This window comes from Brevibacillus ruminantium (assembly GCF_023746555.1).
GTDB lineage: Bacteria > Bacillota > Bacilli > Brevibacillales > Brevibacillaceae > Brevibacillus > Brevibacillus ruminantium.
The window spans coordinates 485163-504945 of the sequence record NZ_CP098755.1 but is presented as its reverse complement, the minus strand read 5'-3'; the positions used below and the strand labels follow the sequence as shown (position 1 = coordinate 504945).

Here is a 19783-nt window from a genome sequence, read left to right as displayed (position 1 = left end):
TGGACATAACCGACAATCTTCGTCATCCACTTCTTAACAAAAACCGGCAGCCCGTATGTACAGGACTGCCGGTCGTGATTCGTGATCGATTTTATGGCGTTTCTATGCTAGTTCCGACGTTATTCTTTCATGCTCGTACGTTTTTTCTTTCATGCCTGTTCGCGACGGTTTCTTCTGATCTCGTAGCGTTCTTTTGCTTGTTCATGCTGCCGCATTTCCTCTTCTGTTTCAGGAATAACCTGTGGGACAGGAGCAGGCTTGCCGTTTTCATCCAGGGCGATAAACGTCAAATATGCACGTGCGGTTACTTTCCTTTCGGCTGTTATCAAATTCTCCGACTCTACCTTTACATAGATTTCCATCGACGTTTTGTGCACCCACGTCACATACGCCTCCAGGTTGATCGCTTCTCCGGTTTTGATCGGGGCCAGGAAGTCAAAACTGTCGCTGGAAACGGTGACGACGGGCTTGCGGCAGTGTCTCATCGCCGCTATACACGCGATTTTATCGACATAGGCCATTACTTTGCCGCCGAAAATCGTATTGTGGTGATTGGTATCTGGGGGAAAAACCAGATCTGTCATACATGTTCTGGATTCACGGATGGGTTTTGCTGGTTGTTGCATGAGGGACCTCCCATTATTGCGTATTGGCAAAGCAAGTGCTCTTGTCTTGCGCCCGCATCTGCTGTTTCGCTGAAAATAGAAAAGGCATCTCTATCGATCCAATGGAAAGTTAGAGATGCCAAAATGAGCAGGGGCTTGCAAAGCCTCCTGCGTGATTCACGCTAGCCACCCTAACACCTCCCTATCTCCCGTAGGTCAAGCAGTGTCGTCGAAACAGGCAGGTCTCCTGACTAAAGGCTCTCCATCAGCAACCGCCTTCCCAATCCTTCCGGATCAGTGGCTCATATGGTGCTGACTCCCCTCTTACAGTGGCGGGACCGTGTCGGATTTTCACCGAGCTTCCCTTTTCATCCTTGAACGCCGCGTTCAAAGAACCTGTTTCCACTTATGTAGTTCATACGACTGCAAAATAAACACTGAATCCATGGTAGCATTTTCGCCGAAGCTCGTCGACATGCAGAACACAAAAAAAGGCAAGCTGCTGTGCTTGCCCATGCGACCTATTCAAAATCAAGCCAACCTTTCTTAATCGCATACCGCACCAGATCAGGACGGGTGCGCAGATGAAGCTTCTCCATGATGTGCGCCTTATGGGATTCGACCGTCTTCACGGATACGGTCAACTGTTCGGCAATCTCCTTGTTGCTGAAGCCTTTGGCGATCAGGATCAGGACTTCCTTTTCCCGCTCGGTCAGAATCTCGTATTTCGCCTGCTCTTCCCCATTTTTCACCATTTGCAAAAACTCTTCGATCAGCGATTTGGTCGCGGACGGATACAGATAGGCCATCCCTTTTGACACCGTGCGGATCGCCGCAATCAGATCCAGATCAGGAGCGCTTTTTAAAATATAGCCAGCCGCTCCTGCCTGCAACACACGAAACAGATATTCCTCGTCATCGTGCATTGTCAGGACGAGCACCTGAATTCCGGGAGCTGCTTCTTTAAGCCGCCCTGTAGCCGAAAGACCGTTCTCTCCCGGCGGCATGCTGAGGTCCATCAGCACTACATCCGGCCGAATTTCAAGCGCCTTGTCAAATGCCTCTTTGCCGTCCGCTGCATAGCCGACAACCTCCATATCCGGCTGGGCGTCAATCAACATGCCCAAGCCCGTGCGCACGACAGCGTGATCATCCGCGATCAAGACTCGAATGCCCATCTTCTGCTTCCCCCTTTGCGACTGGTATACGAACAATCACCGTGGTTCCCTCTCCGATCACGGAGCGGATATCAACACTGCCTTTCAAGAGTTGAGCCCGTTCCTTCATCCCGAACAGCCCCAGACCAGAGCCTTTGTTTTCAGCCAGCTCCACATCAAAGCCGACGCCGTCATCGACAATGGTCACCACCAGTTCTTTTTCCCGAGCCTCAAATATAATGCCCAGCGTGTGGGCTTGTGCGTATTTTGCTGTATTGGTCATCGCCTCCTGGACGATGCGGTAAAGGGCGGTCTCCACAGGCGCAGAGTACCGCTGCCACTCTCCCTGAACATGCAGGTCTACAGATAGGCCAAAGCTTTTTTCCACCCGTTTGATCAGCGAACGCAGAGCTGGCAACAGCCCGAGATCATCCAGAGCGGAAGGGCGCAGCTCCAAAGCCATGCGCTTTACTTCCTCCATCGCCTTCGCCGTCATCTGTTGGATTTCGGTGACATGCTGCTTCATGGGACCGCTCAGCTTTCCTTGTCCCAGTACGTTCAGCCCGACCAGGATGCTGTATAGTGCCTGCCCAACGCCGTCGTGAAGCTCGCGGGAAATGCGCTTTCGCTCTTCTTCCTGAGCCTGAATCACAAAATTGGTCAGCTTGTGTTGATAGCGTTCTTTTTCCGCCCGCAACTGCATGGTCATATCACGGAGAATCATCACCATTTTTCCATCTGCCCCCTCGGGCAGCCTCGTAGAGCTGGCTGCGACGGGATACTCACGCCCATCTTTTGTCCTTACCCGCATTTCAAAGGAGGGCATCTGGGTACGCTTGAAGAAACAGTCCGTACAGGTACTCTCCTCCTGACAAGTAGCCATGCCCAAACAGATTTCACATATATGCTTGCTACCGACCAATTCTTCCTTTGACCAGCCTGACATCCGTTCCATAGCGGCATTCACGGTCACGATTGTTCCGCTGTGATCCACGACCAAAACAGCGTCACTGATATTCGCAAATATGGACTGTAAGAGCGTATCGGTTTCTTGTGACGCACCCATTTCTTCCATCCACGCGTTCATGGTGATCCTCCTCACAGACAAACATCCTATCGCTATTGTAGGGGGTGGGGCGTGGAAAGTGAATCGGGGAATTCCCTTAACATCCGGGGAGCTGACTTAGGAAGCTGCTTCCCCAACCCGCAATTTTGGGGATTTTCTGTCTAAACAAGTGGAAGAATTCCCTGCTTCGTGGTACTTTTTGATCATGCATCATCCAAAATCACGGAAGAAAGAAGGGCGCCCCATGGACCAAACCCATGACCTGACGATCAGAATCTTGCAGCCGGAGGACGCAGAGTCGTATATTGCCTTGCGTCTGGAGGCTCTTCAGCAAAATCCCGAGGCCTTTTTAACCACCTACGAGGAAATGCGCCAGGATCCCAACATGCTGGAGACCTGGAGGGCCCGCTTGAAGCCGACAGCGGATTTATTCACGGTAGGGACATTTATGGGGCGCTCTTTAATTGGCGTAGCCACACTCAGGCGGGAAAGCCATCTGAAATTACGCCACAAGGCTTCACTCGTAGGCGTTTATTTTACGCCTGCCCAAAGAGGTCGCGGCTCCGCCAAAATGCTGATTTCTCACCTGATCGAAATAGCGCGGAAACAGGAAGGATTGGAACAAATTCATCTCACGGTCGCAAGCGACAATCTTCCCGCTGTATCGCTCTATGCCGCTCTTGGGTTTACGAGATTTGGCACAGAAAAAAACGCCCTCAAATACGACGGCGTTTACCAGGATGAAGACTACATGACATTGTTCCTCTAATCAAACCGGCATGAGCGTGATGGGTAAAATAGCAAGAACCCCCGGCCAGATCAGGAAAGCTGCCGGGCTACGTGTACATTTTTCCAAATCCCGTACAAGTATCTAAGCATTTTCCACTCGAGCCTCGTACCATGGTAAAAGCATGGGAAGGGAGGTATCTCTTGGTGGATCCTATTCAACATCATCGTGATCGCATGCATTATCACACCAGAATGGCTGATCATTTCCATCGTCAGCGCATTGCCAGCGGACACCATGGCAGGCTTCATCACATGTATGCTGAAAGAGAGCATTTTCACCGGGGGCGCGCCCACCATCATAGAATGATGATGGAAACCTATCGTCATCATCACCACTGATGGCCGCTCCACTGAAGTCATCTCCTTGCTAGACTTCCTGACAGTGACAGGGGGTCTTTTTTTTGTCTTGCCTTTGACGATTCATTCATTTTTCACCGTTTTCGGTGTTCTCTCCACTCCAACCCGGAAGCTCACCGGCATGCAATGCGCAGAGGGCATACGTCTGGATCGCAATTTCCATCACGCGCTCATCGATGTCAAATTTCTCGTTGTGATGCCCAGCCGCCAGCGTCGTCCCAATCACCAGATAGGAAGCCAGACCGCCGTTGTCCTGCACTCGTTGCAGCATGTAGGTAGCATCCTCCGAGCCCCCCGCTACGACAAAATCACGAACCGCATGCACTGCTTCCACCTTCTCCGCCTGCGACCGGATAAAGGGGATCAGCTCGCTGCTGGAGTCGCAGCTATTCGCCATGCCGACGATCTCGATGCTCTCTTGGACATCATGCATCACAGCGGCGCCTTTGATGATTTGAATCGCTCGCTCCAGCATGTATTCATTGATATCCGAGGTAGCCCCTCGCGTCTCCACCTTGAGATAAGCTGCGCCCGGCACGATATTTCGGCCGCTGCCAGCCTGCAAAACCCCGACGTTGATCCGGGACGAGCCTTGGGAATGACGGGGAATGCTGTGCAAATTCAGTGCAGCAGAGGCCGCCGCCAACAACGCGTTTTTGCCATCCTCCGGGTGTCCGCCGGCGTGGGAGGAGTACCCCTTGTAGGTGACATCCAGCTTGGTGGTCGCCAGATATCCTCTCGCTCCGCACACGACCTCGCCCAGGGGAACCCCGCTGCCGATATGCCCGGAGAAAAAGAAGTCGACGTCGTCCAATACGCCCGCTTCCACCATTGCCTTGGCTCCCCGCACGCCTTCCTCGGCCGGCTGGAAGATGAGCTTGATCCGCCCCTTCAGTTGATCCTTCATTGCCATCAATACCTGGGCCAGTCCTAAGCCAATCGTCGTATGGGCATCATGGCCGCAGGCATGCATCATTCCCGGGTTGATCGAGACATAGCCGTTTGCTGCCGGCAAGTGATCCTGCTCGTCGGATTCCTGAATGTCCAGCGCGTCCATATCGACGCGAAAGCCTATCGTAGGGCCAGGTCTTCCGGTATCGAGAATGCCGACCACACCGGTAAAGCCGCCAGAGAAGACAGGCAGCCACTCAGGCCTTGCGCCTTGCCCCAGGGCGCGCTTTTCCTGCTCGGCCAGAAACGCTGCCGACGGAACACCCATCCGCGCTTCGTCTCGGATGACTTCTTTCCCTGCCTGAATGACATATCCCCACTCCTGCAGCTTTTCTGCCACAATAGAGGCTGTACGGAATTCGACCCAGCCGGATTCGGCGTACTTGTGAAAATCGCGTCTCCACGCCGTCCATTCTGGAGACAGGCTCTCCACCAATTGCTTGAGCTGCTGATTCATTTGCATCTCCTCTTTTCGATCATGATGCTTTCCTGTGAAAAAGGCAGCGGTCTCTCATTTAGAGAGAACGACTGCCTGATCACGGAAACCTGTGTCTGCCTTCCTACTGTCAGTCCTGTTTCCGTTTACAAAAAACTCGCATCTATTCGTACAGATGGCAGGCGACATGACGGCCAGGCGACACCTCGCGCCATTCCGGCACAATTTCCCGGCAGCTGTCCTTGACATACGGACAACGCGTATGGAAGGTGCAGCCGCTCGGCGGCGATTGCGGATTAGGCACATCGCCTGTCAGCACGATCCGCTCGCGTGACGATTCCGGGTCAGGGACCGGAACGGCGGACATCAGCGCTTTTGTATAGGGATGAAGCGGTTCCGCAAACATCTCAGCCGTAGGCGCCAATTCCACCATCCTGCCCAGGTACATGACGCCCACCCGGTCGCAGATAAACTTGACCACGGATAAATCATGCGAGATAAACATATAGGTCAGCGAGAACTGACTTTGCAAATCCTGCATCAGGTTGAGCACCTGTGCCTGAATAGACACGTCCAAAGCGGAAACTGGCTCGTCACAAACCACGAATTTGGGTCTGAGTGCCAATGCACGGGCGATCCCGATCCGCTGCCGCTGTCCACCGGAGAATTCATGCGGAAAACGGCTGGCATGATAGGGAGCCAATCCCACTACGCTCATCAGCTCGGCAATCCGCTCCTTGATTTCCGCATCCGAGAGCTGCAGATGCGTGCGCAGCGGCTCTTCCAGCGTCCGCTGTACTGTCCAGCGCGGGTCCAGCGAGGCGTAGGGGTCCTGAAAGACGATCTGCATATTTGTGCGGAATTTCCGCATCTCGTCTGGCTTCAGTTGGCGGATATCCTGTCCTTCAAAAAGAACTTCTCCTGCCGTCGGCTCAATCAAGCGAAGAATGGCCCGCCCGGTTGTCGATTTGCCACAGCCTGATTCGCCGACGATCCCCAGCGTTTCTCCGGGCTGGATGGAGAAAGAAACGCCATCCACCGCCTTGACTGCACCCACCTGTTTGGCAAACAGCCCTTTCTTGATCGGAAAGTGCTTTTTCAGATCCTTTACTTCCAATAGCGGTTTCACGCTTCCACCTCCTGATACAAGAGACAACGGCATTTATGTTCAGCCTCTACCTCCACCAGCTCCGGTTTCACACTGTCGCAGGCATCCGTCTTGAACGAGCAGCGCGGGGCAAAACGGCAGCCCGGGGGCATGTCCAGCGGATTAGGCACGTTTCCAGGAATCGACTGCAGCCGGGTCTGGTTCCCCGCCAATTGCGGCAGGGACGCCATCAACCCTTTTGTATACGGGTGCTTGGGATCGCGGAACAGCGTCTTCACATCCGCCTCCTCGACGACCTGCCCGGCATACATCACCACGACCCGGTCACACATCTCCGCTACGACGCCGAGATCATGCGTAATCATCAGAATCGCCGTGCCTTCCGTCTTTTGCAAATCCCGCATCAAGTCGAGAATTTGCGCCTGAATTGTCACGTCAAGCGCAGTCGTCGGTTCGTCGGCGATCAAGAGCTGCGGATTGCAGGCCATCGCCATCGCGATCATCACCCGCTGCCGCATCCCGCCGGAAAGCTGATGCGGATATTCATCGGCGATTTGCTCGGGGCGCGGAATTCCCACTTTTCTGAGCATCTCGATGGAATGCGCCCAAGCTGCTTTTTTCCCGAGCTTCAAGTGGAACCGGACGGATTCGGAGATTTGGTGACCGATTTTAAACACGGGATTAAGCGAGGTCATCGGCTCCTGAAAAATCATCGCCAGCCGGTTTCCGCGAATCTTGCGAATCTCCGCTTCCGAGAGGGACAGAAGGCTTTTTCCTTCAAATTGGATGTCGCCCGAGGAGATGCGGCTCTGGCCTTTGGGCAGCAGCCCGATGATCGACAGCGACGTCACGCTCTTTCCGCAGCCTGATTCGCCCACGACGCCCAGGGTTTCGCCTTTGTGCAAAACCAGATCAACCCCGTCCACCGCCCGAACCACGCCCCCCTGGGTTACAAATTCTGTTTGTAAACCGGTGATTTCCAGCAGTGGTTGCATCACGAGTCGCCTCTCTTTCCTATTTTTCAGCAGAAACGCCGCCGAGTGTCTGCAGGTGTTTCATCGAGCCGTACAATTCCTGAATACGGGCAAACTCTTCTTCTGAATGGAACGAGCATTTGCCTCTGCCGTAGTTTTTGGCTGTCTCTACCGCAAAGCGGGCAGCCAGCGCGATATCGGTTTCGTGTGAAGCGCCTGTCGCGCATCCAGGCACTGTGGACATGGCCGTGATCGCGACACCGACAACCGGAGCCGAGGTGGCAACGGACGGCTGCAAAATGCTGTTGATATGATACAGTCCGTTTCCATAAGGGGTAATATCCTGTGTCGTCACGGCGAACGTCACCGCAGGCTGACCTGTCACGGTCTGGAGAATCTCTACCAAATCTTCGCTGATCCGCAGGACGTATCCTTCTCGTACGGTCGGGGAAATGGCGATGCCTTTGTGATTGATAACGCGGTTCCCCTTTGTCGTATCAATGGAAAGAATCGCTTCCATCTCAGGCGATACCTCGTGTCTGTTCATGGTCAGAATATCCGTCGGTGAATCCATAAACGGAACGGGATCATGCGGTCTTGTCGGCGCATCGGGGCAAATATGAGTGGCGATAATGACGTCTCCGTCCAGGGTATCCCCTTTTGCTTGCATTTCAATCAGTTTGGCAGCCGCCGCGATCGCTGCAGCCGCACCGTCGCCATCGGAGACAAAGCCGATTTGTTCGGGACGGGCACCGATGCCGCCGAGACGACCGATGATGCCAAGCGTCGGACTTTGTCCGCCGCTGATCCGGCCTGTTTTCCCCGGGATCTTGATTTGGATGAAGTCTGTCGAGCCTTTCGGTGAAGAGACCGTTTCTACGTGAATCGTCGCAGCCCCCTTGCTACGCAAGTACGCTTCTACCTGTTTTCCGTCTACTGTTGCGTCGTCGAGCAGATTTACTACTTCCAATACTTGTTTTAACAAGGTGGTACCCTCCTTTTACTTGTTTGCATCTGTGGTGCCGAGATATTTCAAAGCTGTCAGCGCGTACACTTTTGCCGCCTGGATGACCTGATCGACAGGTACTCGCTCGTTGAAGGAATGAATGCCGGCCAGCTCGGAAGGGCCGTACTGCAATACCGGTATTCCGTGTTTTCTGAAATGGCGTGCGTCACTGGACGCCCATTGCAAGACGCCGTAGGCTTCTTTTTGACTGACGTCGGAGATGCTTTCCACCAGCAGACGAACGATGTCTTCGGAGTCCGATGTCCAGTTGGCGTTGCCCTGGAATCCAAACGGCTTCAGCTCGACGTCGATGCCCACTTCAAGCAGCAGACGCTTCGCCTCGGCCAGCACGTCTCTGTAATCGAGACCAAACGGGACGCGTGTATCCACTTGGACCGTGCAGCGGTCTGCCACTACGTTCACCTTTGTCCCGCCGCTGATCGTCCCGATGTTGATCGTGACATGATCGTGTACCGCGCTGACGTCTTTGCCGGGATTTCGGACAAGCGCAAATTTTTTCGAGATATCGATAATTTCCTGGACCTCTGCCGGGATGTCAGGCTTCAGCTCCCACAGCTTTTGCAGGGCTTGAATCGCTTTTGCCGCCTTCAGAATCGCGCTCTCCCCATTGAGCGGGGAAAGGCTGCCGTGACCAGGAGTTCCTTCGACGGTAAATTCAAACCAGCAGCTTCCTTTTTGCCCAATCGTCGGGTTCTGCGGATGGGATGGTTCTGCAATCACCGCCGCCGTTCCCGTAATCAGGCCGCGATCCAGTACCCAGGGAACGCCGAGATCGCCGCCGGTTTCTTCGTCAGGAACGATAAAGAGCGACAGATTTCCGGCCAGTGGCACACCCAGTCTCGCAAACAATCCGGTGACGAAAATCAGCCCGGCCAGACCGCCCTTCATATCGGTAGCTCCCCTGCCGTGGATGAATCCATCCTGGACCAGGCCGCTGTATGGCGGTACGTCCCACCGCGAGAGATCGCCAGCCGGTACGACATCGGTATGTCCGCAGTACAGCAGGTGACGGTCGGGTGACGGCGTGCCAACGGTAGAGATCAGATTCCACATGGTTTCCCCGGACTCGTGAATCGCCGTGTCGATTCCTTCCTGCTTGAGGTAGTCGATGATAAACTTGCTGATCGGGCGGGAATCCCCCGGCGGATTTTCGCTGGGAAACTGAATCAGTCTGGAGCATAGCTCAATCAGTTCGTCTTGTCGTTTCTCAATTTCTTCGATAACCAATCGGTTCCAATCAGTCATGGGTACACCCCTTTTCCAGCAGTAAGTGAATGTGTCCGCTCACGCAAATGAAATGAGCCACATGTCGAAAGTGAGTGCCCCCGTTGTGTGAACCGGGGGCGAAATACGCTTTTGACTACTCTTTGGAGAGCGGGTAGAAACGGATGATTTCATCTGGATAGAACGAGTAGCCTTTCAGGTTCTTGTTCACACCCACCACCCGGTTGTATTCGTACAAGTACGCCCACGGCGCTTCCGACGTAATGATCTCCTGCGCCTCTTTGTACATTTCATAACGCTTGACCGGATCAGACTCGACATCTGCCTTCTCCCACAGCTCATCCACCTTGGCGTTTTGATAGTTGATGTAGTTGGAAGACCCTTTGCCGTACAAAAGGAAGCCCAGATGATAGCCCGGATCGTTTACAAAGGAAGTCCATTTGGACATAAAGGAAGTGAGATTTTTCTCTTTTTGCATTTGCAGGAACTGCGCGCGCGCCACTTTTTTGATATCCATCTTCACGCCGATTTTTTCCAGCTCAGCCTGGATCAGCACAGCGTCATCTTCCCAATCCTGGAATCCGGAACCGAGCGTAAAGTCAAAGGAGAATCCATTTTCATAGCCGGCTTCCTTCAGCAGCTGTTTGGCTTTTTCCAGGTCGTTCTTGTAGACAAAGCCCGCATCGGTAGAACCTGGCGTGTTGCTCGGAACGGCGCTCTTCAGTTGTTTGGCCTGCCCGTACATGACGTCGTTGATCAGCTTGTCATACGGGATTGCATAGGCGATGGCCTGACGAACACGGGCGTCGTCAAACGGCTTTACTTTGTTATTCATGGCGAAGTAGAGAATCCGGTTACTCGGATTGGAATGCACCTGTACGTTTTCGTTCTGCTTCAGGCTGTCTACGTCTTTGGCCGGAATTTCAATCGCCAGATCGACGTCTCCCTTGCCCAGCAGCAGCACGCGGCTGGATGCTTCTTTCGTAAATTTCATGGTGACCTTCTCTACCTTTGGTGCGCCCTGCCAGTAGTCGGTATTGGCAACCAGGATGGCTTCAGAAGCAGGGTCCCACTTCTCCAGCTTGAAGGGACCGGAGCCTGCTGCGTTGTTCTTCAGGTAGTCGTCTCCCTTTTCTTTTATGACCGACGGATCGATAATCGAGAAGTTGTACTGGGCCAAATATTGAAGAAGCAGCGGATTTGGCTTTCTCAGCTTCAGCTCGACAGTGGTCGCATCTTTGGCCGTGACGGTCTCGATACCGGACAGCTTGAAGATGCTGGACTGCCCGTTCTTCAAGTGATCCATTGAGAAAACAACCGCCTCGGCGTTGACCGGATTTCCACTGTGAAACTTCACGTCATCACGCAGCGTGAATGTGTAGGTCAGTTTGTCGTCAGAGATTTTCCATTCCTTGGCCAGCATCGGTTTGACCACTTCGGTATCGGCGATGTCCGTGCCGTCTACATTTTTGGTTCCGAACTGAACCAACTGGTCGTAGGTTGACACGATCAGGGTATCCGAAGTCAAATCGCTTGCCATTGCCGGGTCCATCGTCGTTCCGCCTTCGGAGTAGGCGATGGTAATGGCTTTTCCTACAGGAGACTGGGCCTGTTGTTGGTCAGGCTGTTTCTGTCCCTCCGCCGGCTTTTGCTGGTTGGCATTGGGACTGCAGCCTGCAGCTACCAGCATGGCTGATAAGGTTAGTACGGCTAGCCACTTGCGTTTCTTCACATGAATCTCCCCTTGCTATTCTTTATTTTTTTACCTGCTGGAGCGAAGGCGCGGATCAAGTACATCGCGCAGGCCATCACCCAACAGATTGAAACCAAGAATGGAAGTAGCAATTGCCAGACCCGGGAAAGTGACCAGCCACCATTCACCGGAGATGATGTATTCTCTCCCCTCTGAGATCATCGCTCCCCACTCGGCAATCGGCGGTTTTACCCCCAGCCCGAGGAAGCTCAAGCTGGCAGCAGTCAGGATGGCAAACCCCATGCCAAGCGTCGCCCGAACGAGCAGTGGTGCCAAAGCGTTGGGGAAAATGTGCCGGAACAGAATCAGGGAATCCTTCACACCGGTTGCCCGGCAAGCCTCTACGAATTCCTTTTCCCGCAAGGAGATCGTCTGTCCGTACATTAACCGGGCAAACTCGGGAATCCCGACAATCCCAACCGCGATCATCGCACTGATCAATCCCGGTCCGATGGAAGCGGCAATCGCCATGGCGAGCACGAGCGACGGAAAAGCGAGCAGCGTGTCCATCACCCTCATGATCACCGTGCCGGTCACGCCGCCGTAGTAAGCAGCGATCCCGCCGAGCGGCACTCCGATAAAAAAGGAGATTCCCACGGCGATCAGGCCTGTCCAAATCGAGATTTGCGCACCGTAGATGACACGGGTGTAAATATCGCGGCCGAAGTTGTCTGTACCGAACCAATGCTCCGCGCTTGGCCCCTGCAGCTTGACGGAGGTATCCGGCGTATTCGGCGAATAGGGAGCGATCAGCGGTGCCACCAATGCGGCTACCGTCCACATCACTATGAAAAACAGTCCCAGAGCCGCCAGTCTGTTTTGCAGCAGCAGCCGAAATGTTGATTTTGGCTTGATTGTCTTTGTCTTTCCAACGGTTGTAGTACTCTGTGTAGCGCTGTTCATGAAATCCCCCCTTTGCTCTTGTGTCTAGTCATACCGGATACGCGGATCAATGAATCCGTATATCAAATCGACTGAGAGATTAATCAGGCTGTACAAGAGTGCACTGACCAGCGTAAACGCCTGGATGGGCGCGTAATCAGTCGCCAGAATGGATTCGGTCACATAGCTTCCCAGGCCGGGCCAGGCAAAAATCGTTTCCGTGATGACCGCTCCGCCCAGCAAATGACCGAACTGAAGTCCCAGAATCGTGAGGGTAGGAATGAGTGCGTTCACCAGTCCGTGCTTGAAAATCACGATTCTCTCTACCAGTCCCTTGGCTCTTGCTGTCCGAATGTAATCCTGGCCGATTACTTCCAGCATGCTGGATCGCACCATCCGCGCCACGATCGCCATCGTCCCTGTACTCAGGCAGATCGCCGGCAGCAGAATATGGGAAAGCGCTTGCTTGAAGGCGATCATATCGCCAGACAACAAGCTATCCACCAGGTAAAGCCCGGTGATATGGGTCGGTGGATAAATCTCCCCGCTGATCCTGCCCATCGGAGCGGGGGACCAGCCCAGCTTGGAATAAAAGAAGTAAATCAAGATCAAGCCCAGCCAGAAAACGGGAACACAGGCGCCGATCAGGGAAAACACGCGTGAGATATGGTCGGTGATCGATTCTTTTTTCGTAGCGGCGACTACCCCGACGGGGATCGCCACCAGAACCGCGATCAGGATGCTGAACAGCGTCAGCTCCACGGTCGCCGGAAATCTCGTGAGAAAATCCTCGACGACGGTATGACCGGTATGCCAGGCAAAGCCCAGATTGCCCTGGGCCAAATCTCCCAGATAATCAAAAAACTGAATGTAGAGTGGATTGTTTAAGCCCAGCTCTTCTCTGATCTTCGCCAATTGGGCCGCGTCCGCTTGTTCTCCCGCTATCATCAGGGCAGGATCGCCAGGCAGCACCCGTGACAGAAGGAATGTGATCAGGATGATCCCCAATAAGCCGGGAATCATCAGCAGCAATCGTCGAAAAATGTAAACAAGCAATCCCCCAACCCCCTTATACTTCTGATCTAGGTCTGAAATATTATAATTTTCATATAGTTGTGGTTATTTTACCCGTATACCCCTTTCGTCCACTACGTCCGCGCCCGCTAAAAAAGGAGGGGAAGGTTTGTCTCCGGTGAACAAAGAGTCTCTGTTTGCCATGTGCCGGCTTGTGAGAGTGATGGCTTGTGCGGTGAAAATGTATCGGGGTGATTTGGCCTGAAGGCATAAGAAAAACGCGGAAATGCATCCGTGTAACATGCATCCGCGTTTTGCGCTGTAGTTTTGGGCTGTTAGTTCCATCTGACTGTTGTTCCAGCGTTACTGTTGTAGTACTGTTTCGTTGTTCGTCCTGGCCAAGTCCGTGCTACGGGGCCGCAGGGAGAAGAATCATGTTTCCCTGCTTGGCTCCGTATTCCGCCCGCAAGGGAGGGTTAACTGTCCGCTCCTCAGCGGCTGGCGGGGGTCCGCAAAAGCCGTGTCGCTCCGGGGTCATCCCAAGGTTGCGGCCCTGTTTCCCGCCATCCGCTGCTCCGCTGAGTGGGGCTACACAGTCGCACCGCAGGGAAACAGGATTCTTCTCCGGTCATTTACTTCTCCTCGGAATTTAAATGATGAAAAACAAGATAATACTGCTTTATAAAAAAAATCATTTTTGTTTAAAAACCTAGTGCCTTTCGGTCAGCGGATCAAACACCAAAGAAATGATGAATCCATTTTTTTACATATTATCGAATTAGAAATCATTATATTTTCATCTGCGAAAGAACCCTGGAACTCTTAAGCGATCAACGTTGTATCATAATATTACTTTCATCTAGTATTTGATCTTTGATTCTATCTTTTTATCTATCTTGTTATTTCTATCACGATTATTTCTTATCTCGTATATCTATCTCCTTATGCCTTTCCTGTTTGTATCATTCTTCTCTTTTTGTTTTTATCTTTGCTTTTCATCATCGATTCCACCCACAATTTTTTATCAGCACCGGTATCGTGAAGAAGCATGTTTCCCTGCGGTGCGACTGTGGAGCCCTGCCCCAGCGGAGGGGTGATTCGCGGGAAAAGGAGCGCAACTTTGGGATGACCTCGGAGCGATGCGGCTTTTGCGGCTCCCCCGCGAATCGCCCCGGAGCGGACAGTGAACCCTCCCTTGCGGGCGGAATACGGAGCTGAGCAGGGAAACATGCTTCTTCTCCCCGCAGCCCCGCTCCCAAACAAAAAAGCCGTCCAAAAGACGACTTTATAATAATCATGATCCCCGCTATTCATTCGTCTTCAGATAGTGATAAGTCAAACACAAATGGTAGACAAATCGCTGCCGGGCACAGCTCAGATCGATCGGAATGATCTCCCGAATCCTCTGCAGCCGGTATTTTACGGAATTCCGGTGAATGTACAGGCGGTTGGAAGTCTCGATCAGATTTCCCGATGACTCCAAATAATAGTAAAGCGTCCGCAGAAAATCGCTTCCGTGCTCTAGGTCATGCGCGTGGAGTTTCCCCAGCTTTCTTTCAAACAACTCGGAAAAATGAACCTGATCCACACTCTCCGCGAGCAGTTGGAAAGCCTCCACATCCGGAAAGGCCGTCACTTCCATCGGGCGCGACAGCTTCACCCCGATCGCCAGGGCCTTTCTCGCCTCCGTATAGCTCTGATGCACATGCCACAACGGATACGAGCCTCCTTTTCCGATATGGATGTCATGGCGCTTACCGCTCTGTTCCTGCAAAAGGCGCTCAATGACACTACACCAATCGATACAGCCTGTCTGATCCGTCTCAAGCAACCGCTTGCCCTTGCCGGATGGTTCCACAGCCACGGGCTTGCTGGAAAGCAGCAGCACCAGCGAGCTGTGTCTCGACTCGATATGCGCCTGCAAACCGTTCTGCTGAGCCTCTCTGTCCAATGTCTGCCGAAAGTGGGAAGCCTCACTCGAGAGTTGCTGCATAATCGTTTCATTGCCTTCAATGATTGCGACTTCCCAATGCTGGAGCGGATTCAAGCCCAGTTGTCTGCCCCTTCTCTCGACTTCATGCCTGGCTGGAGGAACAGCGGACAGGAGTTCATCAATCAGATTTCCACGCAATCTCTTCTCGGTATCGACAGCCGTCTTTGCCCGCATCAGCTCCAGAGCGACCACGACCCGGGCTTGTTCCACACAAACCTGCTGGATGTCATCCAGCCGCTCCTTGTCCACCTGCAGCTTCCCGACTATCTGTCTATCTACGGCAATGTCCCATTCCAAATGCTTTGACTTCGGTTTCCAGTCCGGCGGTACGGACACAATCACCTGACCGAAGTTATCCAGAACGCGGACAGCACCCTTGACCAAGCCGGCAATGTTGTCGGCAACCGCCTGCAGTCCGCTGTTTTCCAAAACCATGGTCGTCAACGTCCGGTATACTTCGTCCGAACGGCGCAGCAGTGCCGCCTGACGATCCAGCACTTGCTCCATCACGGCATGTGTGATGTCCATATACGGGATCATCGCCGGCAGTTCAATGATAGGCAGCTGGTAGCGATTGCTGACCAAAATCATCTCTTCTGGCAGATCATGAAGGAATCGCTCCGGCTTGATCGCCAATGCTGCTGCTCCCGCTTGCGCCATATGCTCGACGATCTCGGGCAAGCGGGAAGGATCGTGACGGATCGAGTACGCTGTCGTCAGCAACAGTTCCCCTTCTCGCAGCCACCCTCTTAAATCCGGCACTTCCATGATGTCAATATACCGAACGACGCGATCTACGCCTTCAAAGCCACTAATGACACGGGCATCCTTCAAGGGCGGGATTTCCATTAACTCCCGAATGGTTACTCCGTTCACAACCTTCCCTCCTTCGTCGTGCTGTATGAATGATAGTGTAGCAAAAAAATGAAGTCAGAATAGATAAAACATTAAAATTAGATGTATAATTTTTTATTATGACTGAAAAAATAGGAAAGCCGGAACAATCCGATCCAGTAGTTTTTCTACTCGTCGAACTGTCCCGGCCTGTTTATCCACTCCGTACCGTTCCTTTCCAATATGAGCCTACCCCAGCTCACCCAATACCCGGGCAACCATCGTTCTCGACAGGATTACCGGCTTTCCGGTGACGGCCTGAACGGTTTGCTTCATCGCCTCGGTGTAACCGATGCAGTCCAATACAATCAGGTCTACATCATGCTGCTTCAGAGATCGTGCAGCTTGCTCAATCTGGTCGCCCGGCAGATAGGGTGATCCCGCCGCTATGAACACTTCCAGCCCGTCGCGCTCCCATTTTTCGAGAGATGCCCCGCGCTGTTCCGGTACGGGATTGATGACACCCAGTCTGCCAGTGGAAAGCAATCCCCGCACAGCATGGTTGAGAATGCGGTCCGGCTCCAAGAGCAGCGTCTGGCAACGAAACGGCGGAAAGTGGCCGGTACATAATAGCAGAATCGCTTCGACACCCTCCTGTTCCAGCTCATCGATCCGCATTTGCATCAGATCCAGCACAGCTTGCTTGGACATCGTGACCTGGGAGCCGTCTCGCAACCGACTCACCAGAACGTTCTCTCCCGGTTTGGGGGCGATTGCAGCCAGTTCGTCAGGCCCCATCCCGTCCAACGCGCCTTTTTCCACAACCGTGACATCTCCAAGATACGGCAGCATCTCCGGTGTCACATCAACACGAGGCGATTGCCCGATCGTAATCGTCCCTAATTTTTTCATGCGCGAACACCATCTGCCGGTATTAAATTCTGTTTATTCAGAAACATGGAGGCAGACGCACCAATCGCCATGATGGGGTCCATCGCCGGCAGTTGCAACGTTTCCATCAATTCCTCAGCGAACCCGATGGTGGCAAAACCGGTACAGCAAAGCACAATGGACTCTGCCCCCTGCTCCTTCAGCTCCTTTGCGGCTTTGAGTGCGTTTTTCCTTCCTTCTGGTGTCTGCAGATCCAACGTGGTTCTAACACCCTCCGGTCTTTTGACGCCAATGTACGCATCACCCAGAATTTGCTTGACGAGCGGGGGGGCATCATCGAGAATGGTCAACACGCCAGCCTTTCTTGATACGGACATGGCTTGATGAGCAGCTGCTGAGCCTGCTCCGATCACCGGAATGCCCACTACCTGTCTCACATCAGCCAAAGCCGGATCAGCAGCACAACTGATCCCGATCACCTGGCAGCCCTTTTCCTTGAGACGTTTGGCCACTTCGATAATCTTGGGAATCGCGATTTCTTCTGTCTCCTGATCGTAAATGCCCGTTGGCTGATCCCAGATGCACTCGCTGATAACCGGGATCTGATACTTTCGTTCGATCAACTCCCCGTGACGGTGGACGTCACGCGGATCGGTCAACGTAATGACACGAATAATTCCGAGCATGCCTACTCCTCCTGTCTAGCTTGCATTGTTTTCCTTTCATTATAGGCAGAGGAAATTGGCGGGGAATACGGCCCGGTCAGCCAAACTCGCCGGGAAAACTTTGTCCCGTACGAACAACCATCGATTCCCCCTGCAAACAAAAGACACATTCTTCAAGAGAGAATGTGTCTTTTTGGGCATACCCGGTTATTCGGCCGCTAATTCTTCTGCAGGTTCTACCACAATTTTCTCGGCCACTCCCTGCGGAATCAGGCTGCGCGTCAGTTTGGGGCTATAATAGGCAAACACCTTCATGTCCGGCTTCACATCTGCCTTGGTGAGCGTTTTGCCGTCTGTCGTAAGTACTTTTGTTTCATCGGTAACTACCAGACGAATCTCTTCAAACGAGTTGTCCGTCAACCGTTCACCTTTTACGCCGATCAAGACATTGCCATCTGTGCTCTTTTCAACGGATTGGACTGTGCCAAAGGTGCCCAGCACTTCGGGTGTTTCCAGACTGTTTTTGATGACGATCTCTTTTGCTGACGTTTGCGGAGGGAGGCTGAGTGCCATGAAATTGGCGTGAACCGCCTCAATTTCCGTGCCCAGCTTCAGGTCTTCCACCGTTCCAGGCTTGCCGTCTGCTTTCACGATTTTGGTCTCATCCCCTATATGGAGCAAAATCCCTTTCTGATAGCCGTTTACAAGAATGGATACCTTGCCGTCAACACGATTGATACGAGTGATGGACCCCGCCTTTTTCACGCCTTCCTGCTCGGCTTGATCCGCAATGCTGACAGAATCACCGCTGACCTGTACCGGCGTCTGGAGAATATCCTGTACAAACGCTACAGTCACATATGTTTTGTCATTGATTACTTTCGGAACGGCTCCTACCGATTTGTACATTTTGGCATAAGGATAGTTATCTTCTCCCGCCTTGGCGTAGCTCCACTGCGCTCCCTTTTTTACCTCTGCAGCTTTATTGGTACTGTTCCAACTGACTTCATAACCCAGTGCCTCTGCTACCTGACGCAGGGGGACCAGAACCGTCTGTTGTTGCTTGTCATCAATCGCGTGAAGCTCCAGTTGCTGCCCGTTTACCTGGATGGACAATTCCCGAACGGGCTCTGATGTCGCAGAGGCACCTGTTATGTTTGCTGACAGGATCGCTGCTGTCATAAGGGTCAGGGAAGCATATTTCATTTTTTTCATGCTGTCATCTCCATTTCTATAGCTTCTATGTTGTCCTGGTAATGAGACGACAGATTCACGGGAAACGTTTCATTTTTTTGCGGAGCGCATCGTTTGTGCTAAAATTGACTCCTCTTTATGGCTGTCCTGCCGCAGGCTTTAGCTGCGACTGCGGGTAGGGGACATCGGGCTTGCCGTACGGATTATTGTAGAGATAGTCGGGAACCTTGCCTACGATAATGGCTTCGGTTATCGGGATCATCGTCGTCACTGTTTTTTGCTCTGTGGCAAAAGGGATGACAATCCGCAGATTGACTTCTACGTTAATATAGACCGTCACCAGCACCATGTTGATACCCGCCTGCTCCATCCCGGTTTCCAGCCGAGTCTTGACTGAACCGACCGGCACCAGCGAGACGGGGATTTTCGGTCCGTAATGCTCCAGAAACACGCTTTTGGTAGCCAGGCCCAGCGGAACCGCAATCTTTACATTTTCTTCTTCAAACTCTTTCATCCGGTTCTGTATCCGGCTGGTCGTCTCCCCCACAATCCGTGAGTATTGCTCAAAATTAAAGTTGACCGCCATGATTTTCCCTTCTTTGTCTTTTTCCATGACGATGATTTCATCGAAGTCGACCCCTTGTTGTGTCAACCGCTTGGTAACCGCATCGGTGATCGCCAGCTTTGCCATCTGGTCTGCCTTCTGGGTAGCGATCAACATCAGCGTCGGTTCCATCCGCTTCTCTGCGATGAGGAACAGGACAAACAGGATGATCAACCAGATGATCAGTATGAGCAGGAGACGTTTTCCCCGCTGTCGCCAGCTTCCTTTTCGATAGCGCGCCACGTTTTCGCTCTCCCCC

General features: G+C 52.9%; 19 protein-coding genes and 1 riboswitch. Of the genes, 2 read left to right on the top strand and 17 right to left on the bottom strand.

The window, feature by feature from the left end; genetic code table 11:
* Positions 1-149 precede the first annotated feature (149 nt).
* The 3 genes from NDK47_RS02650 to NDK47_RS02640 form a co-directional block, all read right to left on the bottom strand.
* On the bottom strand, positions 150-626 hold the full coding sequence (locus tag NDK47_RS02650) for an acyl-CoA thioesterase (protein ID WP_251873366.1): 477 nt from the start codon (positions 624-626) through the stop codon (positions 150-152).
* Between the two features lie 199 nt (positions 627-825).
* Positions 826-1020: riboswitch (cobalamin riboswitch) on the bottom strand.
* 106 nt (positions 1021-1126) lie between these two features.
* Positions 1127-1783: a response regulator gene (locus NDK47_RS02645; RefSeq protein ID WP_305883363.1), complete on the bottom strand. Its 657-nt coding sequence runs from the start codon at positions 1781-1783 to the stop codon at positions 1127-1129.
* Complete coding sequence (locus NDK47_RS02640) at positions 1755-2849, bottom strand: PAS domain-containing sensor histidine kinase (RefSeq protein WP_251873365.1); 1095 nt, start codon at positions 2847-2849, stop codon at positions 1755-1757. The genes NDK47_RS02645 and NDK47_RS02640 overlap by 29 nt, the downstream gene beginning before the upstream one ends.
* A gap of 223 nt (positions 2850-3072) precedes the next feature.
* On the opposite strand from NDK47_RS02640, the gene NDK47_RS02635 reads away from it, so the two are divergent.
* Entirely contained in the window at positions 3073-3597 is a 525-nt protein-coding gene (locus NDK47_RS02635) for a GNAT family N-acetyltransferase (RefSeq protein WP_251873364.1), read from the top strand.
* A gap of 164 nt (positions 3598-3761) precedes the next feature.
* Positions 3762-3956, top strand: coding sequence for a hypothetical protein (locus tag NDK47_RS02630; RefSeq protein WP_251873363.1), 195 nt, complete (start codon positions 3762-3764; stop codon positions 3954-3956).
* Positions 3957-4041: 85 nt separating this feature from the next.
* Here the strand turns inward: NDK47_RS02630 and NDK47_RS02625 are convergent, their stop codons facing one another.
* The 14 genes from NDK47_RS02625 to yunB all read right to left on the bottom strand — a co-directional run bounded on the left by NDK47_RS02625 (position 4042) and on the right by yunB (position 19767).
* Positions 4042-5382, bottom strand: coding sequence for an amidohydrolase (locus NDK47_RS02625; protein ID WP_251873361.1), 1341 nt, complete (start codon positions 5380-5382; stop codon positions 4042-4044).
* A 142-nt stretch (positions 5383-5524) separates the two neighbouring features.
* Positions 5525-6490: an ABC transporter ATP-binding protein gene (locus tag NDK47_RS02620; RefSeq protein ID WP_251873360.1), complete on the bottom strand. Its 966-nt coding sequence runs from the start codon at positions 6488-6490 to the stop codon at positions 5525-5527.
* Positions 6487-7464, bottom strand: coding sequence for an ABC transporter ATP-binding protein (locus NDK47_RS02615; protein ID WP_251875925.1), 978 nt, complete (start codon positions 7462-7464; stop codon positions 6487-6489). The genes NDK47_RS02620 and NDK47_RS02615 overlap by 4 nt, the downstream gene beginning before the upstream one ends.
* A 19-nt stretch (positions 7465-7483) precedes the next feature.
* Complete coding sequence (locus NDK47_RS02610) at positions 7484-8428, bottom strand: DUF1177 domain-containing protein (protein ID WP_251873359.1); 945 nt, start codon at positions 8426-8428, stop codon at positions 7484-7486.
* Between the two features lie 15 nt (positions 8429-8443).
* On the bottom strand, positions 8444-9715 hold the full coding sequence (locus NDK47_RS02605; RefSeq protein ID WP_251873358.1) for a M20 family metallopeptidase: 1272 nt from the start codon (positions 9713-9715) through the stop codon (positions 8444-8446).
* A gap of 115 nt (positions 9716-9830) precedes the next feature.
* Positions 9831-11426, bottom strand: a complete 1596-nt coding sequence (locus NDK47_RS02600; protein ID WP_251873357.1) for an ABC transporter substrate-binding protein — start codon at positions 11424-11426, stop codon at positions 9831-9833.
* A 30-nt stretch (positions 11427-11456) separates the two neighbouring features.
* Entirely contained in the window at positions 11457-12350 is an 894-nt protein-coding gene (locus NDK47_RS02595; protein ID WP_251873356.1) for an ABC transporter permease, read from the bottom strand.
* Between the two features lie 24 nt (positions 12351-12374).
* Entirely contained in the window at positions 12375-13385 is a 1011-nt protein-coding gene (locus tag NDK47_RS02590; RefSeq protein ID WP_251873355.1) for an ABC transporter permease, read from the bottom strand.
* Between the two features lie 900 nt (positions 13386-14285).
* Positions 14286-14573: a hypothetical protein gene (locus NDK47_RS02585; RefSeq protein WP_251873354.1), complete on the bottom strand. Its 288-nt coding sequence runs from the start codon at positions 14571-14573 to the stop codon at positions 14286-14288.
* Between the two features lie 76 nt (positions 14574-14649).
* A complete protein-coding gene (locus NDK47_RS02580) occupies positions 14650-16212 on the bottom strand; it encodes a PucR family transcriptional regulator (protein ID WP_251873353.1) in 1563 nt (520 codons plus the stop codon).
* A 207-nt stretch (positions 16213-16419) separates the two neighbouring features.
* On the bottom strand, positions 16420-17082 hold the full coding sequence (locus NDK47_RS02575) for an AroM family protein (RefSeq protein ID WP_251873352.1): 663 nt from the start codon (positions 17080-17082) through the stop codon (positions 16420-16422).
* The gene (locus tag NDK47_RS02570) at positions 17079-17747 is read right to left on the bottom strand and encodes an aspartate/glutamate racemase family protein (RefSeq protein WP_251873351.1); all 669 of its coding nucleotides are present in this window, start codon (positions 17745-17747) and stop codon (positions 17079-17081) included. Before NDK47_RS02570 ends, NDK47_RS02575 begins: the two co-directional genes overlap by 4 nt.
* 186 nt (positions 17748-17933) lie before the next feature.
* Positions 17934-18941: a copper amine oxidase N-terminal domain-containing protein gene (locus NDK47_RS02565; RefSeq protein WP_251873350.1), complete on the bottom strand. Its 1008-nt coding sequence runs from the start codon at positions 18939-18941 to the stop codon at positions 17934-17936.
* A gap of 115 nt (positions 18942-19056) precedes the next feature.
* Positions 19057-19767 carry a sporulation protein YunB gene (gene yunB / locus NDK47_RS02560; protein ID WP_251873349.1) on the bottom strand — a complete coding sequence of 237 codons (711 nt, stop codon included), beginning with the start codon at positions 19765-19767 and terminating at the stop codon, positions 19057-19059.
* Positions 19768-19783 lie beyond the last annotated feature (16 nt).